This window comes from Pannonibacter sp. CBAS1226, assembly GCF_055685825.1.
This window is the reverse complement of record NZ_JBVOUO010000013.1, coordinates 14215-36139: the sequence shown is the minus strand read 5'-3', so window position 1 is coordinate 36139 and position 21925 is coordinate 14215. Positions and strand designations below refer to the sequence as shown.

At 64.8% G+C, this 21925-nt stretch carries 20 protein-coding genes; 14 read left to right on the top strand and 6 right to left on the bottom strand.

Features of this window, described 5'->3' with window-relative positions; genetic code table 11:
• The first annotated feature begins 9 nt into the window (after nucleotides 1–9).
• The 3 genes from AC0CMF_RS23010 to AC0CMF_RS23000 are packed head-to-tail and all read left to right on the top strand — an operon-like array spanning nucleotide 10 to nucleotide 2799.
• The gene (locus tag AC0CMF_RS23010) at nucleotides 10–501 is read left to right on the top strand and encodes a TRAP transporter small permease (RefSeq protein WP_050474788.1); all 492 of its coding nucleotides are present in this window, start codon (nucleotides 10–12) and stop codon (nucleotides 499–501) included.
• On the top strand, nucleotides 498–1778 hold the full coding sequence (locus tag AC0CMF_RS23005; RefSeq protein ID WP_050474787.1) for a TRAP transporter large permease subunit: 1281 nt from the start codon (nucleotides 498–500) through the stop codon (nucleotides 1776–1778). Before AC0CMF_RS23010 ends, AC0CMF_RS23005 begins: the two co-directional genes overlap by 4 nt.
• A 43-nt stretch (nucleotides 1779–1821) precedes the next feature.
• On the top strand, nucleotides 1822–2799 hold the full coding sequence (locus AC0CMF_RS23000; protein WP_050474786.1) for a TRAP transporter substrate-binding protein: 978 nt from the start codon (nucleotides 1822–1824) through the stop codon (nucleotides 2797–2799).
• A 552-nt stretch (nucleotides 2800–3351) separates the two neighbouring features.
• Here the strand turns inward: AC0CMF_RS23000 and AC0CMF_RS22995 are convergent.
• The 5 genes from AC0CMF_RS22995 to AC0CMF_RS22975 form a co-directional block, all read right to left on the bottom strand.
• The gene (locus AC0CMF_RS22995; protein ID WP_058899089.1) at nucleotides 3352–4368 is read right to left on the bottom strand and encodes a LacI family DNA-binding transcriptional regulator; all 1017 of its coding nucleotides are present in this window, start codon (nucleotides 4366–4368) and stop codon (nucleotides 3352–3354) included.
• A 66-nt stretch (nucleotides 4369–4434) separates the two neighbouring features.
• Complete coding sequence (locus AC0CMF_RS22990) at nucleotides 4435–4773, bottom strand: hypothetical protein (protein ID WP_058899088.1); 339 nt, start codon at nucleotides 4771–4773, stop codon at nucleotides 4435–4437.
• Nucleotides 4770–5657: an NAD(P)-dependent oxidoreductase gene (locus tag AC0CMF_RS22985; protein ID WP_058899087.1), complete on the bottom strand. Its 888-nt coding sequence runs from the start codon at nucleotides 5655–5657 to the stop codon at nucleotides 4770–4772. Before AC0CMF_RS22985 ends, AC0CMF_RS22990 begins: the two co-directional genes overlap by 4 nt.
• Complete coding sequence (locus AC0CMF_RS22980) at nucleotides 5654–6160, bottom strand: gluconokinase (RefSeq protein ID WP_082675968.1); 507 nt, start codon at nucleotides 6158–6160, stop codon at nucleotides 5654–5656. Before AC0CMF_RS22980 ends, AC0CMF_RS22985 begins: the two co-directional genes overlap by 4 nt.
• Nucleotides 6160–6915 (bottom strand): SDR family oxidoreductase, encoded by a 756-nt coding sequence (locus AC0CMF_RS22975; RefSeq protein WP_058899086.1) that lies wholly within the window; start codon nucleotides 6913–6915, stop codon nucleotides 6160–6162. Before AC0CMF_RS22975 ends, AC0CMF_RS22980 begins: the two co-directional genes overlap by 1 nt.
• Before the next feature lie 100 nt (nucleotides 6916–7015).
• Between AC0CMF_RS22975 and AC0CMF_RS22970 the strand changes: the two genes are divergently transcribed.
• From AC0CMF_RS22970 to gndA, 4 genes are all read left to right on the top strand, one after another.
• Nucleotides 7016–7963: a 2-hydroxyacid dehydrogenase gene (locus AC0CMF_RS22970; RefSeq protein ID WP_058899085.1), complete on the top strand. Its 948-nt coding sequence runs from the start codon at nucleotides 7016–7018 to the stop codon at nucleotides 7961–7963.
• A gap of 11 nt (nucleotides 7964–7974) precedes the next feature.
• The gene (locus AC0CMF_RS22965; protein WP_058899084.1) at nucleotides 7975–9006 is read left to right on the top strand and encodes an L-idonate 5-dehydrogenase; all 1032 of its coding nucleotides are present in this window, start codon (nucleotides 7975–7977) and stop codon (nucleotides 9004–9006) included.
• Between the two features lie 179 nt (nucleotides 9007–9185).
• The gene (locus AC0CMF_RS22960) at nucleotides 9186–10076 is read left to right on the top strand and encodes an SMP-30/gluconolactonase/LRE family protein (protein ID WP_058899083.1); all 891 of its coding nucleotides are present in this window, start codon (nucleotides 9186–9188) and stop codon (nucleotides 10074–10076) included.
• Nucleotides 10067–11479: an NADP-dependent phosphogluconate dehydrogenase gene (gndA, locus tag AC0CMF_RS22955; protein ID WP_371328660.1), complete on the top strand. Its 1413-nt coding sequence runs from the start codon at nucleotides 10067–10069 to the stop codon at nucleotides 11477–11479. Before AC0CMF_RS22960 ends, gndA begins: the two co-directional genes overlap by 10 nt.
• 534 nt (nucleotides 11480–12013) lie before the next feature.
• Here the strand turns inward: gndA and AC0CMF_RS22950 are convergent.
• Nucleotides 12014–13024 carry a LacI family DNA-binding transcriptional regulator gene (locus AC0CMF_RS22950; protein WP_208982798.1) on the bottom strand — a complete coding sequence of 337 codons (1011 nt, stop codon included), beginning with the start codon at nucleotides 13022–13024 and terminating at the stop codon, nucleotides 12014–12016.
• Between the two features lie 140 nt (nucleotides 13025–13164).
• On the opposite strand from AC0CMF_RS22950, the gene AC0CMF_RS22945 reads away from it, so the two are divergent.
• From AC0CMF_RS22945 to AC0CMF_RS22915, 7 genes are all read left to right on the top strand, one after another.
• Nucleotides 13165–14658 carry a sugar ABC transporter ATP-binding protein gene (locus tag AC0CMF_RS22945; protein WP_058899082.1) on the top strand — a complete coding sequence of 498 codons (1494 nt, stop codon included), beginning with the start codon at nucleotides 13165–13167 and terminating at the stop codon, nucleotides 14656–14658.
• 8 nt (nucleotides 14659–14666) lie between these two features.
• Complete coding sequence (locus AC0CMF_RS22940) at nucleotides 14667–15689, top strand: ABC transporter permease (RefSeq protein ID WP_058899081.1); 1023 nt, start codon at nucleotides 14667–14669, stop codon at nucleotides 15687–15689.
• A 36-nt stretch (nucleotides 15690–15725) separates the two neighbouring features.
• On the top strand, nucleotides 15726–16817 hold the full coding sequence (locus AC0CMF_RS22935; RefSeq protein ID WP_058900689.1) for a substrate-binding domain-containing protein: 1092 nt from the start codon (nucleotides 15726–15728) through the stop codon (nucleotides 16815–16817).
• Between the two features lie 315 nt (nucleotides 16818–17132).
• Entirely contained in the window at nucleotides 17133–18653 is a 1521-nt protein-coding gene (locus AC0CMF_RS22930; RefSeq protein WP_058899080.1) for an ABC transporter substrate-binding protein, read from the top strand.
• Nucleotides 18653–19621: an ABC transporter permease gene (locus tag AC0CMF_RS22925; RefSeq protein ID WP_058899079.1), complete on the top strand. Its 969-nt coding sequence runs from the start codon at nucleotides 18653–18655 to the stop codon at nucleotides 19619–19621. Before AC0CMF_RS22930 ends, AC0CMF_RS22925 begins: the two co-directional genes overlap by 1 nt.
• A complete protein-coding gene (locus tag AC0CMF_RS22920) occupies nucleotides 19621–20436 on the top strand; it encodes an ABC transporter permease (RefSeq protein WP_050474775.1) in 816 nt (271 codons plus the stop codon). The genes AC0CMF_RS22925 and AC0CMF_RS22920 overlap by 1 nt, the downstream gene beginning before the upstream one ends.
• Nucleotides 20433–21830 (top strand): ABC transporter ATP-binding protein, encoded by a 1398-nt coding sequence (locus AC0CMF_RS22915; RefSeq protein ID WP_058899078.1) that lies wholly within the window; start codon nucleotides 20433–20435, stop codon nucleotides 21828–21830. The genes AC0CMF_RS22920 and AC0CMF_RS22915 overlap by 4 nt, the downstream gene beginning before the upstream one ends.
• Nucleotides 21831–21925 lie beyond the last annotated feature (95 nt).

Below are 21925 nucleotides of genomic sequence, written 5' to 3'. Positions count from 1 at the left end.
GGAGGACGGATGCACAGCATAATCCGCCTCATCTGGCGCTCGATCGATCTCATCATGGCGGCGCTTCTGACCGCAATGATTGCCATCGTCTTTGCCAATGTCGTCCTGCGCTATGGTTTCTCCTCCGGCATCCGCGTTTCGGTGGAACTCTCGCGCCTGTGGTTCGTCTGGGTGGTCATGCTCGGTGCTGCGGTCACCCTGCGCCGGGGCGAGCATCTGGCATTGGCTGAATTCGCCGAAGCTGCCTTCCCGAAATACATCGGCCTCCTGCGCCGCGCCTGCTGGCTGGTGATCCTCGTCACCGTGCTGATGCTGTTCTGGGGCTGCATGAAGCAGGCCATGATGAACATGGCCAACATCTCGCCGCTGACAGGCCTACCCTCAGGCCTCTTCTATCTGGCGGGCGTCGTGTCCTCGGTGCTCATGACGGCCATTGCGGTGGTCCGCATCATCAATCCTGACAGCGTGAAGCAAGTCCTTGCGGAGGATGGCGCGGAATGACCCTCATTCTCTTTCTGACCGTTCTGATCGGCGCAATCCTGCTTGGCCTGCCGGTTGCCTTTGCCCTGCTGCTCGCCTCCATGGCCTTGATGCTGCAGATGGATATGCTCAGCACCGACATTCTGGCGCAGAACCTCATCAACGGCGTCGACAACTTCCCGCTGCTGGCCATCCCCTTCTTCCTGGTTGCCGGTGAAGTCATGTCGCGCGGCGGATTGTCCACGCGCATCGTGCGTCTCGCCTCCTCGCTCGTCGGCCACCGCAAGGGCGGGCTTGGCTATGTGGCGATCATGACCTCCATCGTGCTCGCGGGCCTGTCCGGCTCGGCCGTGGCCGATGCAGCCGCGCTCGTCTCGATCCTTTATCCGATGATGCGCGACGGCAATTATCCCGAAGGGCGCAGCCTTGGCCTGCTGGCCGCCGGCGGCATCATCGCGCCGATCATCCCGCCCTCGTTGCCGCTGATCCTGCTGGGCGTTGCGGGCAATATCTCCATCGCCAAGCTGTTCCTCGCCGGTATCGCTCCCGGTCTGATGATGGGCCTGACGCTGGTGCTGGTCTGGAGCTTCATGATCCGCAAGGAAAACCTGGAAGTCCTGCCCAAGGCCTCGGGAGCGGAGCGCTGGAAGGCCTTGAAGGAAGGCATCTGGGCGCTGCTTTTGCCTGTCATCATCATCGGCGGCATCCGCACCGGTGCCTTCACGGCGACGGAAGCGGCAGTGGTTGCGGCGGTCTATGCGATCCTCGTCTCCACGCTTGTCTACCGCGAGCTGACATTCCGCGACTTCCTGCAGGTTCTGATCAGCGCGGGCCGCTCCACGGCCATGGTGATGTTCCTGGTTGGCGCTGCAATGGTCGCCGCCTGGCTCATCACGGTTGCCCAGCTGCCGCAGCAGCTCGCGGCCCTGCTGCAGCCACTGATCGACAGCCCGCGCCTGCTGATGCTGGTCATCATGCTGATCGTGCTGGCAGTAGGCATGGTCATGGATCTTTCACCAACAGTTCTGATTCTCGTGCCGCTGTTCATGCCCGTTATCAAAATGGCAGGGATCGATCCCGTGTACTTCGGGCTCATGTTCATCATGAACTGCTCCATCGGCCTCATCACTCCGCCGGTCGGAACTGTTCTGAACGTCATCTGCGGCGTGGGCCGCGTCCCGATGAGCCGTGCCGTCAAAGGCGTCTGGCCTTTCGTGATCGCCTACGCCCTTCTGCTCGGCCTGTTCATCCTGGTGCCCGAGCTGATCACCGTTCCGGCCCGTTTCATGGGCGGATAACCGTTACCCTGGCTCAACGCCATCATTCTGGGAGGAGTACAGCATGAAGAAAGTCCTGAAAGCCCTTGGCCTTGCCACGGCCCTGACCCTTGCCGCCGTCAGCGCACAGGCACAGACCACGCTGAAGCTGGCGCATGCCGCGCCGGAAACCGATCTGCAGCAGAACCTTTCCGTGTTCTTCAAGGAACAGGTCGAGGCCCGCACCAACGGTTCGGTCAAGGTCAACATTTTCCCGCAAGGCCAGCTTGGCAATGATGCGGCCATGATCGACGGCACCCGTTCGGGCATCATCGACATCGCCATGTCGGGCCTCAACAACTTCACCGGCCTCGTCAAGGAAGCCGGCGTGGTCGAGCTGCCCTTCATGTTCCCGAACCGCGAAATCGCCTACAAGGTTCTGGATGGTGAAATCGGCCAGGGCATCGCCGCCAAGTTCGAGCCGCTGGGCATGAAGGTGCTCGGCTTCCCGGAAAACGGCTACCGCAACATGACCAACAGCCGCGGCCCGATCAAGACCCCGGCTGACCTTGCGGGCCTGCGCATGCGCGTCAACAACTCCAAGGCTCTGAACGACATGTTCACCCTGCTGAGCGCAAACCCGCAGCAGCTGCCGGTGGCCGAACTCTACACCGCGCTGGAAACCGGCGTTGTGGACGCCCAGGACCATCCGATCGGCATCGTTCTGTCCTTCAAGTTCTATGAAGTGCAGAAGTACCTGTCGATCACCCAGCACGCCTACTCCAACCTGGCCCTCGTCATGAACAATGACAAGTTCAACAGCCTCACCGCTGACGAGCAGAAGGTCATCACCGAAGTGGCTGCCGAAGCCGTCGCCATGCAGCGCAAGCTGGCCCAGGAAAAGGAAGCGGCAATGATCGCCGAACTGACCTCTGCCGGCATGACCGTCAACAGCGACATTGACGCCGCCGCCTTCCAGGAAATCGTCCGCCCGGTGTGGGACAATTTCATTGCCGAGAACGGCGACACCCTCGTCAACGCCATCGTCGCCCTGCAGAAGTAATCCGCAGCGCATGAGTGTTCAGAAGGGCGGTCCGGCAACGGACCGCCCTTTTGTATTCGGTGGGAGCCCTGAACTCATCTGTTTTCGTCCTGCCATGGCTCGACCATGGCATCCATGCCGCTCCCCATCCGCACGGCACAGCCTCGAAGGCCAGCACCTTCACGGAGCCCCAATCACACGCACACACTGCTGAGGCGACAGGGAATGGATGCCATGATCAGGTCATGGCATGACGGAGGATGGGGCGAACGCAACAGGAAAAGCAGAAAACCCATTAAAATCAAACCCTTTTGTCATGCCATGGCTCGACCATGGCATCCACGCCGTTCCCCATCCGCACGGCACAGCCTCGAAACCCCGCACCGTCATACAGCCCAATCTCATGCACAACGCGCTGAGACGAAAGGGAAGGGATGCCATGATCAAGTCATGGCATGACGGAGGATGGGGCGGGCGCAGGAGCACAAAAGAAGAAAACCCATTAAAATCAGAATCTTTCGTCATGCCATGGCTCGACCATGGCAGGACGGAGTGTGGGGGCGCCCCAATGCCTTAAACGCTGCTGCCGCGGATCTGCAGGACGGGGGCGATGGCGATGGTCTGACGGGAGATGGTCTTGCCGCCGAGGGCCTCGATGATGATGCCTGCCGCCCGCTCGCCGATCTGGCGCGGATGCGGGTTGATCGTGGTCAACGAGGGCACGGAAATGCCGGCAATTTCATAGTCACCGAAGCCAGCGATGGAAATGCGCTCCGGCACCGGCACGCCCCGGCGCTGGCATTCGGTCAGCGCACCGAAGGCCGACAGGTCCGACACGCAGATGACCGCTTCCGTATCAGGCATTTCTTCCAGCAGGCGGCCCATGGCATTGGCCCCTTCCCGCATGGAAATGGGCGGCACACCGGCGGCAATCAGCCGGCCTGTGTCCAGCCCATAGGCCTTCATGGCCAAGATGAACCCGTTGCGGCGGTCGGTGCCGCGGGTGTCGCGGTCCGCATCCCCGCCGATGAAGGCGATCTTGCTGAGGCCGCGCGCCACGAAATGCTCCACCATGGCCCGCACGGCAGCCTCGTTGGAAAAGCCCACCACATGGCCGATGGGCGCGCGTGGCAGATCCCAGGTTTCGACAACCGGGATCGCGGCGTTTTCCAGCAGCTTGCGGGCACGCGGCGTGTGCCTGCCGCCGGTGACGACGATCGCCTCGGGGCGCCGTTGCAGCAGCTGCTCGATCAGCTGTTCCTCGGCGTGAATGTCGTAATTGGTGTAGCCCAAAAGGATCTGGAGGCCATGATCCTTCAACGTGTCGGAGAGGCCGCCGACCGTTTCGGCAAAGTTGGCGTTATTCAGCGAGGGAATGCTGACGGCGACGAAGCCCGTGCGCTGCGAGCGCAGGTTGGAGGCCGTGCTGTCGAAGACATATCCCAGCTCCTCGGCCGCCTGATGGATCGCCGTGCGCGTTGCCTCCGAGACCGAACTGCCGTCCTTGAAGGCCCGGCTGACGGTCATGGGTGAGACGCCCGCGACGCGGGCGACATCAGCCATCGTGGGCGGTTTGCGGGTCTGGCGCATCGGGGGCCGTGGAGCTGGGGTTACAGTTACCTTCCGGAGTATCCGAAGGGCAGTCCGGCTGGCAAGTCAGCCAGCCAGAACGTGGTCATGTGCCGTGGTGATGTGGTGATGGATGCGGCCCGTGAAGAAGCGTTCCAGCACGGACTCGGTCGCAGCACGCGCCTCGGCCCGGATCGGGCTGGCAAGAGCGGCTTCAACCGTGGCGGGGTCCGGATAGCTGATGGCGAGGATCATCGGATATTCCGGTGCGCCCTCGTCGCGGCTTTCCGCAAAGGTGACACGCACGGCCAGCGCGCCGGGGAAGCCCTTCCACTTCGGCAGGATTTCCGACAGCACGGCCTCACGGAAAGCTGCGTCCTGGCCTTCATGAACCTTGCCCTCGAACAGGGCGTAACGGGTGATCATTCAAAGTTCTCCTGGTTGGGCCCCTTGAAAAACTCCATCAAGGCGGCCTGATCTTCGCCGCCAAGGCCCGCTGCGGTCAGCATGCGGTGCACCTCGGCGCAAATGGCGGTCAGCGGCATGGCGGTGTGGGTCAGGCGGGCGAGATCCTGCGCGCCGTTGAGGTCCTTCACCATGTTGTCGATGCGCCCCGTGCGGCGGTAGTCGCGCGCGGCAAAGCGGGGCATGTATTCCTGCAGGATTGCGCTGTCGGCGCGCCCGCCCTTGAGCGCCTGCGGAATGCGGGTCACCTCCACACCGGCAGCTTCCGCCAGCGCGGTTGCCTCGGCCACGGCCAGGAAGCCAAGGCCGCAGAGCACCTGATTGATCAGCTTGGTGGTCTGGCCTGCGCCCGCCGGGCCCATGTGGGTCTGGTTGCTGGCAACGCTGGAAAGCACCTGCTGCGCTTCCTTCACGTCGGCCTCTGCCCCGCCCTGCATCAGGGTGAGCTGGCCGATGGCCGCCTTCGGAATGCCGCCGGACAGCGGGCTGTCCACCCAGCGCAGGCCCTTTTCAGCCGCATCCGCCGCAAGCTGGCGCGTCGCTTCCGGATCGATCGACGACATGTCGATGATCAGCGTGCCAGATGCCGCCCCTTCCGCCACGCCGCCTGCGCCGAACACAGCGGCCCGGACGATGCGCGGAGCATTGAGGCTGAGGATGACGGCCTTCGCACCAGATGCAGCTTCCGCGGCACTGGCAGAGGCCACAGCGCCCTTGGCCACGAGCACATCCACCTTGGCGGTGTCCAGATCGAACACCTTCAGCGGCGTGCCGGTTTCAACGAGGCGGGCGCCGATGGCACCGCCCATGGCGCCTGCGCCAATCAGCGCAACATGTCCAGTCATGCCTTGATCTCCTCCAGATTCAGCCCCTTGACGATGCCATCCACCAGCGCATCGAGCGGCTGGCTGATGTCGGCGGTCAGCGCGCCCTCGTCCGGCTGCGGCAGTTCCAGCGCCGCAAACTGGCTGTCCAGCAGCGACAGGGGCATGTAGTGCCCCGTACGCTGCGCCATGCGCCCGGCGATGAGATCGCGCGAGCCGGCCAGATGCACGAAGGTCACCGGCCCGCCTGCCAGCGCCCGGATGCGGTCGCGGTAGACCCGCTTCAGCGCCGAGCAGCCGATGATGAGCGGTGCCTTGCCCGCAAGCTCCCGGCCCACCTGATCAAGCCAGGGCCAGCGGTCCTCGTCGGTCAGGGGAATGCCAGCGCGCATCTTCTCGACGTTCGCCGCCGGATGCAGATCATCACCGTCCCGGTAGGCAATGCCGGTGCGGGCGCTGATGGCCTCACCCACGCTCGACTTGCCGCAACCGGCAACGCCCATGAGAATGATGCGGGTGCTCATCACAGCGAGGCCGTGATGCCGCCGTCAACGAACAGCACGTGGCCGTTGACGAAAGAGGCTGCTTCCGAAGACAGGAACACGCAGGCGCCAACCAGCTCCTCGACCTTGCCCCAGCGGCCCGCAGGCGTGCGCTTTTCCAGCCATGCGGAGAAGGCCGGATCGGCCACCAGCGCGGCGTTGAGCGGCGTGTCGAAATAGCCCGGCGCGATGGCGTTGCAGTTGATGCCATACTTGGCCCAGTCGGTCGCCATGCCCTTGGTCAGGTTGCCGACAGCGCCCTTGGTGGCGGTGTAGGGGGCGATGGACGGGCGGGCGAGCGCGGTCTGAACGCTGGCGATGTTGATGATCTTGCCCTTGCCGCGCTTGATCATGTGGCGGGCAACGGCCTGACCCACATGGAAGACGCTGGCAATGTTGGTCTGCAGCAGGCGCTCGAAGGCATCCGCCGGAAAGTCTTCCAGCGGGGCGCGGTGCTGCATGCCGGCGTTGTTCACAAGAATGTCGATGGCGCCATTCTTCGCCTCGAAAGCATCGACGGCAGCGCGCACGCCTTCGTGATCCGTCACGTCAAAGGCGAGGGTTTCCGCACCCGGAATCTGGGCCGCAGCTTCGGCAAGACGCGCCGCATCCCGGCCATTCAGGACCACCTGCGCACCCGCTGCTGCAAGCCCCTTGGCAAGCGCAAGACCGATACCCTGCGAGGAACCGGTTACCAGTGCACGGCGTCCGGTCAGGTCAAATAGCTGAAGGCTCACTCTCTTCCCCTTTGTCAGAAAACCACTCGACAAGTTCGTCTGACCCCGTTTATGTTATCGATAACATTTGATGTCAAGCACGAAGCTTACGGAGACAAGAATGAGCAAGCCCCACCTCCTCCAGGTTGGACCCTACCCGGAGTGGGACCAGATCCCCCTTGATGAAGCCTTCACCGTGCACCGCTATTTCGAGGCGGCGGACAAGGCGGCTTTCCTTGCTGAAGTGGGTCCGCAAATCCGCGGCATCGCCACGCGCGGCGAGCTGGGCGCCAATGCGGAGATGATCGCTGCCTGCCCGAATCTCGAAGTCATCAGCGTCTATGGCGTCGGCTATGATGCGGTGGATCTGAACGCTGCCAAGGCCCGCGGCATCCGCGTGACCAACACCCCGGACGTGCTGACCAATGACGTGGCCGACCTTGGCGTTGCCATGATGCTGGTGCAGTCGCGCGGCATGATCGGCGCGGAAACCTGGGTCAAGGACGGCTCCTGGGCCGCCAAGGGACTTTATCCGTTGAAGCGCCGCGTCTGGGGCCGCAAGGCCGGCGTGCTGGGCCTTGGCCGCATCGGCTACGAAGTGGCCAAGCGCCTTGCCGGCTTCGACATGGAAATCGCCTATTCGGACGTGTCCGCCAAGGACTACGCCTCGCAGTGGGAGTTCATTCAGGACCCGGTCGCCCTGGCTGCCCGTTCCGATTTCCTGTTCGTCACTCTCGCCGCATCGGCTGCCACGCGGCACATCGTCGGCCCGAAGGTGATCGAGGCCCTGGGGCCGGAAGGCATGCTGATCAACATCAGCCGCGCCTCCAACATTGACGAAGAGGCGCTTCTCAACGCACTGGAGAGCGGCAAGCTCGGTTCGGCCGCGCTTGACGTGTTCGAAGGCGAGCCGAAGCTCAACCCGCGCTTCCTCAAGCTCGACAACGTGCTGCTGCAGCCGCACCATGCCTCGGGCACCATCGAAACCCGCAAGGCCATGGGTCAGCTGCTGCGCGACAACCTGACCGCCCATTTCGCCGGCAAGCCCCTGCCGACACCGGTTCTGTAAGGATCACACCCATGCGTGCCATCGTCATTCACGCCGCCAAGGATCTGCGCGTCGAAGAGCGCCCCGAGGAAACCCCTGGCGAGGGCCAGCTGCGCCTGCGCCTTGCCACCGGCGGCGTCTGCGGCTCGGACCTGCATTACTACAACCACGGCGGCTTCGGCACCGTGCGCCTGCGCGAGCCGATGATTCTCGGTCACGAAGTCTCCGCCTATGTGGAGAGCGTCGGACCCGGCGTCACCGGATACACCGAAGGCCAGCTTGTGGCCGTGTCCCCGTCCCGCCCCTGCCGCGCTTGTAAGTACTGCCTGGAAGGCCTGCCGAACCAGTGCCTCAACATGCGCTTCTACGGCTCGGCCATGCCCTTCCCGCACATTCAGGGCGCCTTCCGCGAAGTGCTGGTGGCTGACCAGTTCCAGTGCGTCGACGCAACCGGCCTGACGCCGGGCGAAGCTGCCATGGCTGAGCCGCTGGCCGTGACCCTGCACGCCACCCGCCGCGCGGGCGACATGCTGGGCAAGCGCGTGCTGGTGACCGGCTGCGGCCCCATCGGCATCCTGTCGATCCTTGCCGCCCGCCGCTCGGGCGCGCAGGAAATCGTGGCGACGGACCTCTCCGGCTTCACGCTGGCGCTGGCCCGCAAGGTGGGTGCCGACCGCACCATCAACATGGCGAGCGAACCGGATGCGCTAGCCGCCTACAACGCCGACAAGGGCTATTTCGACGTGCTCTACGAGTGCTCGGGTGCGGCCCCGGCGCTGGCTGGCGGCATCGCGGCCCTGCGCCCGCGCGGCATCATCCTGCAGCTTGGCCTTGGCGGTGACATGAGCGTGCCGATGATGGCCATCACGGCCAAGGAACTGGATCTGCGCGGCTCGTTCCGCTTCCATCCGGAATTCGCCGTGGGCGTCAGCCTGATGCAGAAGGGCCTCATCGACGTGAAGCCGCTGATCACCCACACGGTCGGCCTCGACAAGGCAGAGGAGGCCTTCCTGCTGGCCTCCGACCGCAGCCAGGCCATGAAGGCACAGATCGCCTTTTCCTGACGGGTTCTCCATCCAGCTGCCGCGCCCGGCACCCCACTGGCCCGCAAGGGCCGCCGGGCGCGGTCTCATCTCAACTCAGAACCGCCTCGTCGCGTAAACGCCTTTCTCGCCCACGCCTCAGGTGGTAACGCTACCTGCAATCAGGCCGGACCAACGGCCCGCAGGGACAGGGAGGTTTCATGTCGTTTTTCGAGGTCATTGACCCGGTTTTCCAGACCTACGTCCTCGGCAATGCGCCGGTGAAGCGGATCGCCGCCGGCTTTGACTGGGTGGAAGGCCCGGTCTGGTTCGGCGATGCCGGGCACCTGCTCTTCTCCGACATTCCCAACAACCGCATCATGCGCTGGACGCCGGACGGGGTGACCACCTACCGCGCGCCCTCCAACTATGCCAATGGCCACACCCGTGACCGGCAGGGGCGGCTGATCTCCTGCGAACACGGCACGCGCCGCGTCACCCGCACCGAATGGGACGGCTCGATTACCGTGATCGCCGGCCAGTTCGAGGGCAAGCGCCTGAATTCTCCCAATGATGTCATCGTCTCGCGCGATGGCGCCATCTGGTTCTCCGATCCCCATTACGGGATCATGACCGATTACGAAGGCTTCAAGTCCGAGCAGGAACTGCCCTGCGCGGTCTACCGGGTTGACCCCGACGGCACCATTGACAAAGTGATCGATGATATGGCCTGTCCCAACGGACTGGCATTCAGCCCGGATGAGAGCCTGCTCTATGTTGCCGATACCGGCCGCATGTTCGGTAGCGATCCCCAGCACATCCGGGCCTATGTCATGAAAAACGGCAGACCCAGCGAGGGGCGTGTGTTCCACACGATCCAGCCAGGCTGTGCCGATGGATTCCGGGTGGACGAGGACGGCAATCTGTGGTCCTCGGCTGCCGATGGCGTCCACTGCATCGCCCCGGAGGGCCACCTCATGGGCAAGATCCTTGTGCCGGAACTGGTGTCCAACCTCTGTTTCGGCGGCAGGGCGAAACATCAGCTCTTCATCACGGCGACGACCAGCGTCTACTCCGTGATCCTGAACCGGAAAGGACTACAATGGCCATGACTTCGGCAGAGATCGGGCTCATCGGACTTGGCACGATGGGTGCCGCACTGGCGCTGAACATCGCCGAAAAAGGCTTTCGCATTGCCGTGTGGAACCGCACCACGGATGTGACCCGCCGCTTCCATGCGGAAGCCGGCGATCTGGCCGCAAACGTGGTTCCCACCGAAAGCCTGAAGGATCTGGTGGCGGCCATCAAGCCGCCGCGCGCCATCATCCTCATGGTCCCGGCCGGCAAGGCCGTGGATGACCAGATCGAGGCTCTGGCTCCGCTGCTCGGCAAGGACGATCTGATCATCGACGCGGGCAACGCCAACTTCCACGACACCAACCGCCGCGCCGCCGCAGACCTTGGCGTCCGCTTCATGGGCATCGGCGTGTCCGGCGGCGAGGAAGGGGCGCGTCACGGCCCCTCGATCATGGCTGGCGGCAACCCGGCCGATTTCGAGCGGGTGAAGCCAGTTCTCACCGCCATTGCCGCCCGTCACGGCGACACGCCCTGCGCCACCTGGATGGGCGAAGCAGGCGCGGGCCACTTCGTCAAGGCCGTGCACAACGGCATCGAATATGCCGACATGCAGATGATCGCCGAAGTCTACGGCATCATGCGCGACGGCATGGGCCTTGGCGCCGCCGATGCAGCCGCCATCTTCCAGAAGTGGAACGAAGGCACCCTGCGCTCCTATCTGGTGGAAATCTCCGGCGCCGTCGCCGCCGCCACCGATCCTCTGACCGGCCAGCCGATGCTGGACGTCATTCTGGATGCTGCCGGGCAGAAGGGCACGGGCCGCTGGACCGTCATCGAAGCCCAGCATCTGGGCGCTCCGGTGCCGGTGATCGAGGCCGCCGTGATGGCGCGCAACGTCTCGTCCCGCGTGGACGAGCGCAAGGCCGGTGAAGCGCTCTATGGCGCGGCCCCGCAGAAGCTCGCCGACGCGCCTTCCGCTGACGAGCTGGAGCAGGCGCTCATCGCAGGCAAGATCCTGTGCTATGCGCAGGGCTTCACCATGATGACCGCAGCCTCAGCCACCTTCGGCTGGAACCTGCCGCTGCCGAACATCGCCCGCGTGTGGCGAGCCGGCTGCATCATCCGCTCGGACATGCTGAACGACATGGCCAGTGCCCTGACGGAAGACGCAACGCGCAACCTGATCATGGCGCCGGACTTTGCCCGCCGCATCGAGGCAGCGCTCCCGGCCCTGCGCAAGATCGTCGCCCTCGGCGCGCTCAACGGCCTGCCGGTTCCGGCTCTGGCCTCGGGCCTTGCCTGGTTCGACCTGATGCGCACCGCACGCGGCACCGCCAACATGATCCAGGCCCAGCGCGACTTCTTCGGCGCCCACGGCTTCGACCGCCTCGACGGCAAGGACGCCCACCACGGCCCCTGGGGCCTCTCGGCGTCCTGACAACAAAACTGAACACTGCCCCTCCTTCAGGGGATGGGGCAGTGTTTGACGCCCTTTACAGCTTGGGAGCGCCGCCATTTCGCCATCAAGGCACGGCGGTGCAGCCCCCCTCCCCCTGGTGGCTACTGCATGCACACATCGTGCTTTGAGCCGGAGAGGGTGTGGAGACAGCCAGCAGTCAGGTTGCTCTGGCACAACGTTTCAGCCCCCCTCCCCCTCGTGGGGAGGGGTGAGGGGTGGGGGGAAAGGCCTTTCAGTCCGGCAGAGTATCCATTGCTTCCAGACAGCCGTTCTTCTTGATGTCTCTCCAGGCATCTATCTGTCTTTCATATAGTTTTCAGCTCAGAGCCCCCCACCCCTACCCCCTCCCCACCAGGGGGAGGGGGGCGGCAGGCGTCCTCCCGAAAAGCAAACGCCTCATTGCGGGCAGTTTCCGAACCGGATGTGTGAATCCGGTAGCCCCCACGAGGCGGGAGGAAGCGGATAGCCTCTGCTAAAGACCAGCAGATCCACCCTAACAAGAAGCACGCCCCCCTACGCCGTCTCCCCCGGAACCAGCCGCGTCGGGACAACGGTGATGTCCTGCCCCGGTTCGCCGCGCAGGCGGGCGACGAGGGCTTCGGCGGCGGATTTGCCGATGGCGGTGGCGGGAACAACCGTGGTCGTCAGGCGGCGCGGCAGGACGGAAGCCGCTTCCATGCCGCCCCAGCCGGCAATGCCCAGATCCTCCGGCACGCGGATGCCCCGCGCCTCGCAATAGGCAAGGCCGCCGATGGCCATTTCGTCATTGTGAAAATAGACCGCATCAAGGTCCGGTTCACGCGCGAGCAGGGTTTCGAGCCCGTAGAAGCCCCGGTAGAAGCCGGGGTTGTCGATGAGAATTTCCTTTGCCGCCAGCGGATGGCCGCCTGCCGACAGTGCCGCCTCGAAGCCATCGAGCCGGGCCGAGCTGATCACATCCGAAAGCCCCAGCGCCCCGACATAACCAACCTTGCGCCGCCCCCGCCGCAGCAGGAACTGGCCCATTTCCATGCCGCAATCGAAATGGGAAAAGCCGACCGCCATGTCGACGGGGCTTGTCGTCAGCTCCCACACCTCCACCACCGGCATGGCCGACTGGCGCAGCATCTCGACGGTGCCAGGTGTGTGCAGGCTGCCGGAGAGGATGACGCCGGCCGGCCGCCAGCTCACCACCTGCCGCACCCAGTCCTCTTCCTGCTCCACCGCGTGATTGCTGGCCCCGATCATCAGCTGATAGCCGAGCCGCGACAGGGCGCGGTCCACCCCGTCGAGCACCTGACCAAAGAGGCTTGAACTCAGGCGCGGCACGCACATACCGACCAGTGTCGACGCCTGATCCGAGCCGAAAGCAGCGGCCAGACGGTTGGGCACATAGCCAAGCGTCTCCGCCGCCGCGAGAACCTTCCCGCGCGTTTCCTCGGAAAATCCGCTGCCACCGCGCAGGACGCGGCTCACCGTCATCTTCGACACCCCCGCCACGCGGGCGATGTCATCCATATTGGCCTTGTTCCGCCGGTCCATCATGCTTCCAGACTGCCGCATATGCAGAATATGTTATCGATAACTTTGCGCTTGACAACCCATCTGAGCCGATACACGCTACATAACGTTACCGGTAACTCAGCCGCAAGAGCCGAGACGGAGACATGGGAGGAGACACCGGTATGCAACCGGCACATGATGGTCTGTTTTTTGACCGTATCGTCAAGTCATTTGGCGGCACGCAGGCTCTGCGCGGGGTTTCGCTGAAGGTCGAGCGGGGAGAAATCCTCGCACTTCTGGGCGAAAACGGCGCGGGCAAGTCAACCCTGATCAAGGTTCTGTCCGGCACCCACAAGGCCGACACCGGGACGGTGTCGATCGATGGCGTGCCCTATCATCACGAAGCGGGCAAGGGCGGCCATCAGAAGGTCGCCTTCATCCACCAGGACCTCGGCCTCATCGAATGGATGAGCGTGGCCGAGAACATCGCCCTGGCGCTCGGCTATGTGCGCAAGCGCGGCCGGATCGACTGGAGCGCGACGGAGGTCATGGCCACCGAAGCGCTGAAGCTGGTGGACGCGGATTTTCCGGCCACCGCCCGCGTTGCCAATCTGACGCGCACGCAGAAGTCCCTCGTCGCCATTGCCCGCGCGCTGGCTGCCGATTGCGACTTTCTGGTGCTGGACGAGCCCACCGCCAGCCTTCCGGCTGACGAGGTGGAGCGCCTGTTCAACGCGCTGCGCCCGCTGAAATCCCGTGGCGTCGGCATGATCTATGTCAGCCACCGGCTGGACGAGATCTTCCGCATTGCCGACCGTGTGGCCGTGCTGCGCGACGGACAGATGGCAGGCGTGCGCGCCATCGGTCACACGACGCCAGAAGAGCTGGTGAGCCTGATCGTCGGCCGCAAGACCCGTGAGATCAGCCGTCCGGATGTGCAGGAAGGCCCGGCCATTCTCTCCGTCCGCTCCCTGCTCACCCGGCAGGTGGGGCCTGTCGATTTCGAACTCAGGCGCGGCGAACTGCTGGGCCTTGCAGGCCTGCGCGGTGCCGGTCATGAGGATATCGGCCGTGCGCTCTTCGGCGTCATGCTGCATTCCGGCACCGTGGTGCTGGACGGGCGCACGCCGGATCTGACCTCGCCGATCACCGCCATGGCTTCGGGCATCGGCCTTGTCGCCCGCGACCGGGTGGCGGAGAGCGTCGCCACGGGCCTGACCATCCGCGAGAACGCCTATGTCAATCCGGCGGCGACCGGACGGGGCATGCTGTCGCTGATGAGCCCGCGCAAGGAAGAGGACATGGCGGCGGAAATCGGCCGCCGGGTCGGTCTTTCACCCAATGACCCGGCGCTGCCCATCGAGGCGCTGTCGGGCGGCAACCAGCAGAAGGTCGTCGTCGGCCGGTGGCTGGACAGCGGCCGGCGGCTGCTGATCACCGAAGATCCGACCGCCGGCGTCGATGTCGGCGCCAAGGCCGAGATCTATCATCTGCTCTACGAAGCTCTCGCCAGCGGCATGGGCGTGCTCGTGGTCTCCACCGACTTCGAGGAAATCGCCAACATCTGCCACCGCGCCATCGTTTTCTCACGCGGCCAGGCGGTCGCTGAGCTGAGCGGCGTCGAACTCTCCACTGAATCCCTCATCCAGGCCGCATCGGCCGGTGAAGCTGCCTGAGGCCCCTCATGCCCTCCATCGAATCCAACGCCATCGAACCGACCAAGGATGAACTGCAGGGCATGTCCCTGATGGGCCGGGCCCTGCGCCTTGCGCCCACCTATGGCCTCGTCATCCTCATGTTCGGCCTCATCATCCTGTTCTCGATCCTCTTGCCGAACACTTTCCCGACCATGCTGAACCTGCGGGCGATCCTGTCGGACAAGGCGATCATCGCGCTTCTCTCTCTTGCTGCCATGATCCCCATGGTGGCCGGGCGCATCGATCTGACGGTCGGCTACGGCATCGTGCTGTGGCATATCCTCGCCATCTCGCTGCAGACGGTCTACGGCCTGCCCTGGCCGGTGGCGATCGGCATCGTGCTGGTGCTGGGCATTGCCACGGGCATTCTCAACGGCATCCTCGTCGAGGTCGCCCGCATCGACAGCTTCATTGCAACCCTCGGCACGGGCACCATCCTCTATGCTCTCGCCCTGTGGCACACGGGCGGGCGGCAGATGGTCGGCCAGCTGCCGGATGCCTTCTATGCCATCAACGGCACCTTCATCTTCGGCCTGCCGATCACGGCCTTCTATGTGCTGGCGATCACGCTGGTGATGTGGGTGGTGCTCGAATACACGCCCGTCGGCCGCTACCTCTATGCCATCGGCGCCAACCAGCGCTCGGCCGAACTCAACGGCATTCCGACGCGCAAGTTCGTGATCGGCGCCTTCCTCACCTCCGGTCTGATGACGGCTCTGGCGGGCGTCCTGCTCGCCTCCAAGCTGCGCATCGGCCAGGCCTCGGTGGGTCTTGAATTCCTGCTGCCCGCCCTCGTCGGCGCCTTCCTGGGCTCCACGACGATCAAGCCGGGCCGCGTCAATGTCTGGGGCACCATTGTCGGCGTGATGATCCTCGCCGCAGGCATCTCCGGCATCCAGCAGTTTGGCGGAAGCTTCTGGGTCGAGCCGCTGTTCAACGGCACCACCCTGCTCATCGCCATTGGCATCGCGGGCTATGCCCAGCGCAAGAAAGGCGCAAAGTCCCGCTGACCCTTGATGACACTCAGCAACCGGGAGGAAAACGACATGCTGAAACGTCTCTTGACTGTAACCATCCTGCTGGCCGGCACCACGCTGGCAGCCCATGCAGACGCCGTCTCCGACGCCATGGCGGACGTGCAGAAATATGCCGGCCAGAAGACCACCTGGGACGGCCCCACCTCCGGCCCGAAGGCCGCAGAGGGCAAGACCATTGTGGTTCTGGCCGCAGACATGAAGAACGGCGGCGTCCTCGGCGTCACCAAGGGCATCCAGGAAGCCGTGTTCATGATCGGCTGGAACGTGAACGTGCTGGACGGCGCAGGTTCCATCCAGAGCCGCGCCGCCGCCTTCGGCCAGGCCCTTGCCCTCAAGCCGGATGGCATCATCATCAACGGCTTTGATGCGGTGGAACAGCAGGCAGCCCTCGATCAGGCCAAGGCCGCAGGCATTCCGATGGTCAGCTGGCACGCCAGCCCGGTCATCGGCCCGGATCCGGAAAACGGCATCTTCGCCAATGTCTCCACCGACGCCATGGAAGTGTCGGCGGCTGCGGCCAAGTGGGCCTATGCAGATGCAGGCGGCAAGCCGGGTGTGGTGATCTTCACCGACTCCACCTATGCCATCGCCATCGCCAAGGCCGACAAGATCAAGGAAACGATCGAAGAGCTCGGCGGCACCGTGCTGGAATATGTCGACACGCCGATTGCCGACACCTCCAGCCGCATGCCGACGCTGACCACCGCCCTGCTGCAGAAATACGGTGCAAGCTGGACCCACGCGCTGGCGATCAATGACATCTACTTCGACTTCATGGGCCCGAGCCTTGCCGCAGCCGGCATCCCCGGCGACGGCGCCCCGAAGGCCGTTGCGGCCGGTGACGGGTCGGAAAGCGCCTACCAGCGCATCCGCTCCAGCCAGTATCAGGCCGTCACCGTGGCCGAGCCGCTGAACCTGCAGGGCTGGCAGCTGGTGGACGAACTGAACCGCGCCATGAACGGCGCCGAATGGTCCGGCTACACCTCGCCGCTGCATGTGGTGACGAAGGACAACATCTCCTTCGACGGCGGTGACCGGAACATCTTTGATCCGGGCAATGGCTACCGCGAGGAATACGGCAAGATCTGGGGCAAGCAGTAAGCCTCTGAAGACGTAGGTTGATGGCAAAGTAAGTTCTTATCTCTTTCGTCATGGTCGGGCTTGTCCCGGCCATCTGCCAGTCAACAATTTATGCAGATCCTCGGCACAAGGCCGAGGATGACGATGGAGAGGTTGCTGCCCTGTCAGCAGTTTGAGCCTCTGAAGCCAAGTCGCTTCTGACATAACTAGCGCCGGTGGGGTCCGCTCCACCGGCGCCGTTGTTTTTGCTGCGCACAATTTTTCAGGGCTGACGCCTTGCGCCCCCAAATCGTTATGTTATGTCGTAACGCAACTCAAACCCAAGTGAGGTCTGCGATGCGTTACCGTTCCAACCTGAAAACCTTCGCCCTGGCGATGGCTCTTTCCAGCACCCTGCTTTCAGGCACCGCCTTTGCCGCCGATGACAGCATCGACGTGGCAGGCCCCTTCGAGATCAAGGGCGCAGACCCCTCACTTTCCGGCAACATCTTCCTGGCCATGGACGTGGCCGAAACCCTGGTGAACACGGATCAGGACGGCCACCTGACGCCGGGCCTTGCCGCCAGCTGGGCCGTGGAAAACGATGGCCTCGTCTGGCGTTTCAAGATGCAGGACGGCGCAACGTTCCATGACGGCACCCCGGCGGATGCGGCTGCGGCGGCCAATGCGCTCAACATCGCCCGCGCCAAGCCGGGCCTCTTGCAGCGCGCGCCCATTGACGCCATCGAGGCGGACGGTGCGGACCTCGTGGTGAAGCTGGCAGAGCCCTTCGCCGCCCTGCCCGCATTCCTCGCCGAATACCGTTCGCAGATCCTTGCCCCGGCCTCCTATGGCGCCGATGGCATGGCAACCTCCGTCATTGGCTCGGGCGCCTACAAGATCACCCTGCTGCAGGCACCGGGCAAGATGGAAGCAGACCGCTTCGATCAGTACTGGGGCGGCCCGGCCAAGATCGGCAAAGCGACCTATAACTCCGTCAGCCGCGCCGAAACCCGCGCACTGATGGCCGAAAGCGGCGATGCCGACTATGTGCTGAACCTTGATCCGGCCTCCGTCGCCCGGCTGAAGGACAAGGACGGGCTGGACGTGCGCTCCGTGCCGATCCCACGCTCGCTGCTGGTCAAGGTCAACGCGGCCAACCCGAAGCTCAACACCGTGGAAGCCCGCAAGGCGCTGAGCCTTGCCATCGACCGGGAAGGCCTCGCCATCGCCGTGCTGCGCTATCAGGCCGGCGCCACCCAGCTGTTCCCGCCGTCCGTGGGCGACTGGCACAACCCAGCCCTTGCCCCGCTCGCCTATGACCCGGAAGCCGCTGCCGCACTGCTGGCAGAGCTGGGCTGGAAGGCCGGCTCCGATGGCATTCTCGAAAAGGACGGTGAGCGCTTCACGCTGGAACTGCTGACCTATCCGGACCGGCCGGAGCTGCCGCTGGTGGCTGCCGTGCTGCAGCAGCAGCTGCAGGAAGTGGGCATCGAGCTGACGATCAACTCCACCAACTCCTCGGAAGTCCCGGCCCGTCACAATGACGGCTCGCTGGAGCTGGCACTGCTGGCCCGCAACTTCGCCCTCGTGCCGAACCCGATCGGCACCCTGTTGCAGGATTATGCCCCCAATGGCGACTGGGGCGCGATGAACTGGCAGAACGCCGAAATCGCGGACCTGCTGAAGTCCATCGGCCGCAACGGCGGCAGCGCAGAGCAGTTCGCCACCGCAACCACCATCCTGCAGGAAGAGCTGCCGGTGCTGCCCATCGCCTGGTACCAGCAGAATGCCGCCATCTCCGGCAAGCTGCAGGGCGCGATCCTTGACCCTTACGAGCGCAAGCTCGGCCTGAAGGATGCGAGCTGGAAGAACTGATGTCCTCTCCTTCCCTTGCAACGCGTGCGGGCCGCCTTTCCGGCGGCCTTGCCATGCGGGCTGCACAAGCGGTGCTGGTGGCACTGCTTGTCGGCATTCTCACCTTCCTGATGATGCAGAGCCTTCCCGGCGACATGGCTTACCGGATCGCTGCCGGACGCTACGGCTATGACATGGTGAGCGCCGCCGCCGCCGATGCCGTGCGGCAGGAGCTGGGGCTGGATCGTGGCCCCGTCACCGCCTTCCTCATCTGGATGCGGGATCTGGCCACCTTCGACCTCGGCAAGTCGCTGATCTCCGGCGAGCCGGTGTGGCACGAAATCCGCCACCAGCTGGGCGCCAGCGTGCAGCTGGCCGGCGCGGCCATCGTGCTTTCCCTGTTCATGGGCCCGCCGCTTGGCATTCTCGCCGGGTTGAAGCCGGGCGGGATGCTGGACCGGGTGCTGCTGACGGTTTCGGCCGGCATCCGCGCCCTGCCGCAGTTCCTGCTGGCGCTGGTCTTGATCCTGCTCTTTGCCGTGCAGCTCGGCTGGCTGCCCGCCGCCGGGCACGGCAAGCCGGCGCATTTCGTGCTGCCCGCGGTCACCCTCGCCCTCGGCCTTGCCGCCTTTTCCGCCCGCGTGACGCGGGACGTGATGGCAGGCGTTGCCAAGGCCCCCTTCTACCAGTTCGCCAGAACCAAGGGTCTCAGTGATGGCCAGATCCTGCTGCGCCACGGCCTGCGCAACATCGGCGCGCCGGTGCTTGCCTTCCTCGGCATGCAGTTCGTGACGCTGGTGGAAGGCGTCGTCATCGTGGAAAGCATCTTCGGCTGGCCCGGCATCGGCCATGCGCTGGTTCATGCCATCTTCGGACGTGATATCCCGATGGTGCAGGGCACCGCGCTGGTGCTGGGTCTCGGCTTCGTGCTGCTCAACACGCTGCTGGATCTCGTCATCCAGCGCATCGATCCGCGGAGGGCCGCCTGATGGACATCTCCGCAGTGCCGCAGCAGGGGCGCGGTTTCCGCCCCCTGCCCTTCTGGGCCGGGATCGTGCTCGTGGGCCTGCCCGTGCTTCTGGCCATCATCGCACCGATGATCTCGCCGCTGAGCCCGGTGCGCCAGAGCCTGAGGCTGGCGCTCGCCGCCCCCGACCTGGCCGCCCCCTTCGGCTATGACCATCTGGGCCGCTCGCTGATGGCCCGCCTTGGCGAAGCCCTGCGCCTGTCGCTGACCGTGGCAGCGGTCAGTGCTCTCAGCGCGGCAGCCATCGGCCTTGCCCTTGGCGCCACCGCCAGCCGCAAGGGCGGCATGACCGACCGGCTGCTGACGCTGCTGGCCGATTCCGTCATGGCCATTCCCGGCCTGCTGATCGTGCTGATGGTGGGCGTCATCGTGCCGAACAAGCCGCTTGCCTTCTGGCTCGGCCTGACGCTGGTTCTGTGGGTCGAGTTCTTCCGCCTCGCCCGCGCCGCCTCACGGCCGATCTTTGCCTCTCCGGCGGTTCAGGCCTCCGGCCTCCTCGGCTTCGGCAAGGCCTATGTCTTCCGCCGCCACGTCTGGCCGGAACTGGCGCCGGTGATGCTGACCTCCACCGCCTTCGGCATGGCCACCTGCATCATGACCATTGCCGCACTCGGCTTCGTCAGCGCCGGCGTGCGCCCGCCCACCCCGGAACTCGGCCAGATGATGGTGGAACTGATGCCCTATTGGCGCGAAGCGCCCTGGGCGCTGCTGCAGCCGGTCGCCGCCATCTTCAGCCTCATCCTTGGCCTCAACCTGATCGCAGGCTCGCGCGCATGACACATTCCGTTTCCATCCGAAATCTGAGTGTCCTGGCGGGCAAGGACGTGCTCGTGCAGCCCGTGTCGCTGGAGCTGCAGCCCGGACGGCCGCTGACGATCCTTGGCGAAACCGGCTCGGGCAAGAGCCTGCTGTTGCAGGCCGTGCTCGGCACCCTGCCGGAGGGCCTCACCGCCACGGGCGAAGTCGTGTTCGAGGGACAGCGCTTTGCCGCAGGCGATGCGGATGCCATCCGCCCCCTGTGGGGCCGGCTTCTCGCCATCCTGCCGCAGGAGCCCTGGCTTGCGCTCGACCCGCTGATGCGCGGGGCGGAGCAGATCCGCGAGACCCATGCTCTTGTGGGCGGTGCCGCCGAGGCGCGCGCCATGACGGCAGAAGATCTTTCAAGCCTAGGTCTCGCCGGTTCCGGTGCCAAGCGCCCCTATGAGCTGTCCGGCGGCATGGCACAGCGGCTGGCCTTTGCCGTGGCGCGTGCCGGCGGCGGACGGCTGATCTTTGCCGACGAGCCGACCAAGGGGCTGGATGCCGCCCGGCGTGATGACGTGGCGCGCATGCTGCTGCAAGGCCTTGGCACGGATGGCGCGCTGCTGACCATCACCCATGATCTGGAGCTTGCCCGCCAGCTGGGTGGCGATTTCATGATCATGAAGGAAGGGCAGATCACCGATCAGGGCCGGACGGAAGACCTGCTCTCGCCCGAAAGACCGGCCTATACGCGGAAACTGGCGCAGAGCGACCCGCTGCACTGGCCAAAGCGCGCCTCTACCCGCAAGGACGGAACACCTGTCCTGACCGCAGAAGGCGTGGCCGCCTCGCGCGGCGGGCGGCGGCTGTTCTCCGGCGTCAGCCTCACCGTTCACCCGGGCGAGATCACCGGCATCACCGGCCCCTCCGGCTGCGGCAAGTCCACGCTGGGGGATATTCTCATCGGCCTGATGAAGCCGGACGAAGGCCGGATCGAGCGCAAGACAGCATCAGGACGCCCGCTGTTCCAGAAGCTCTATCAGGACCCGCCCGCCAGCTTCCCGCGCCATTCCACCATGCAACAGCTCGTCACGGACCTCATCCGCCTGCACAAGCTGGACCGCCGCCGCGTTGCCCCCCTCATGAAGCAGCTGGGCCTCGCAGACCGTTTGCTAACCCGGCGGGCTGACGAGATTTCCGGCGGCGAGCTGCAGCGCTTTTCCATGCTGCGGGCACTGCTGCTGGACCCTGTCCTGCTCTTTGCCGACGAGCCCACGTCCCGGCTCGACCCGATCACCCAGAAGGACACCATCACCCTGCTGACGGACATCGTGGCCGGACAAGGCCTGGCGCTGATCCTCGTCAGCCATGATGCAAATCTGGTGGGAGCCATCGCGGACAAGACGGTACGGCTGGCGGCAGCAGAGTAAAGGCAAAGCCTGCGAAGAAACGAGAGGGACGCTCATCCGGGCGTCCCTTTTTTACTGTAAGAACTACGGAAGATAGAGGTGTTTGCTCCGCTTTG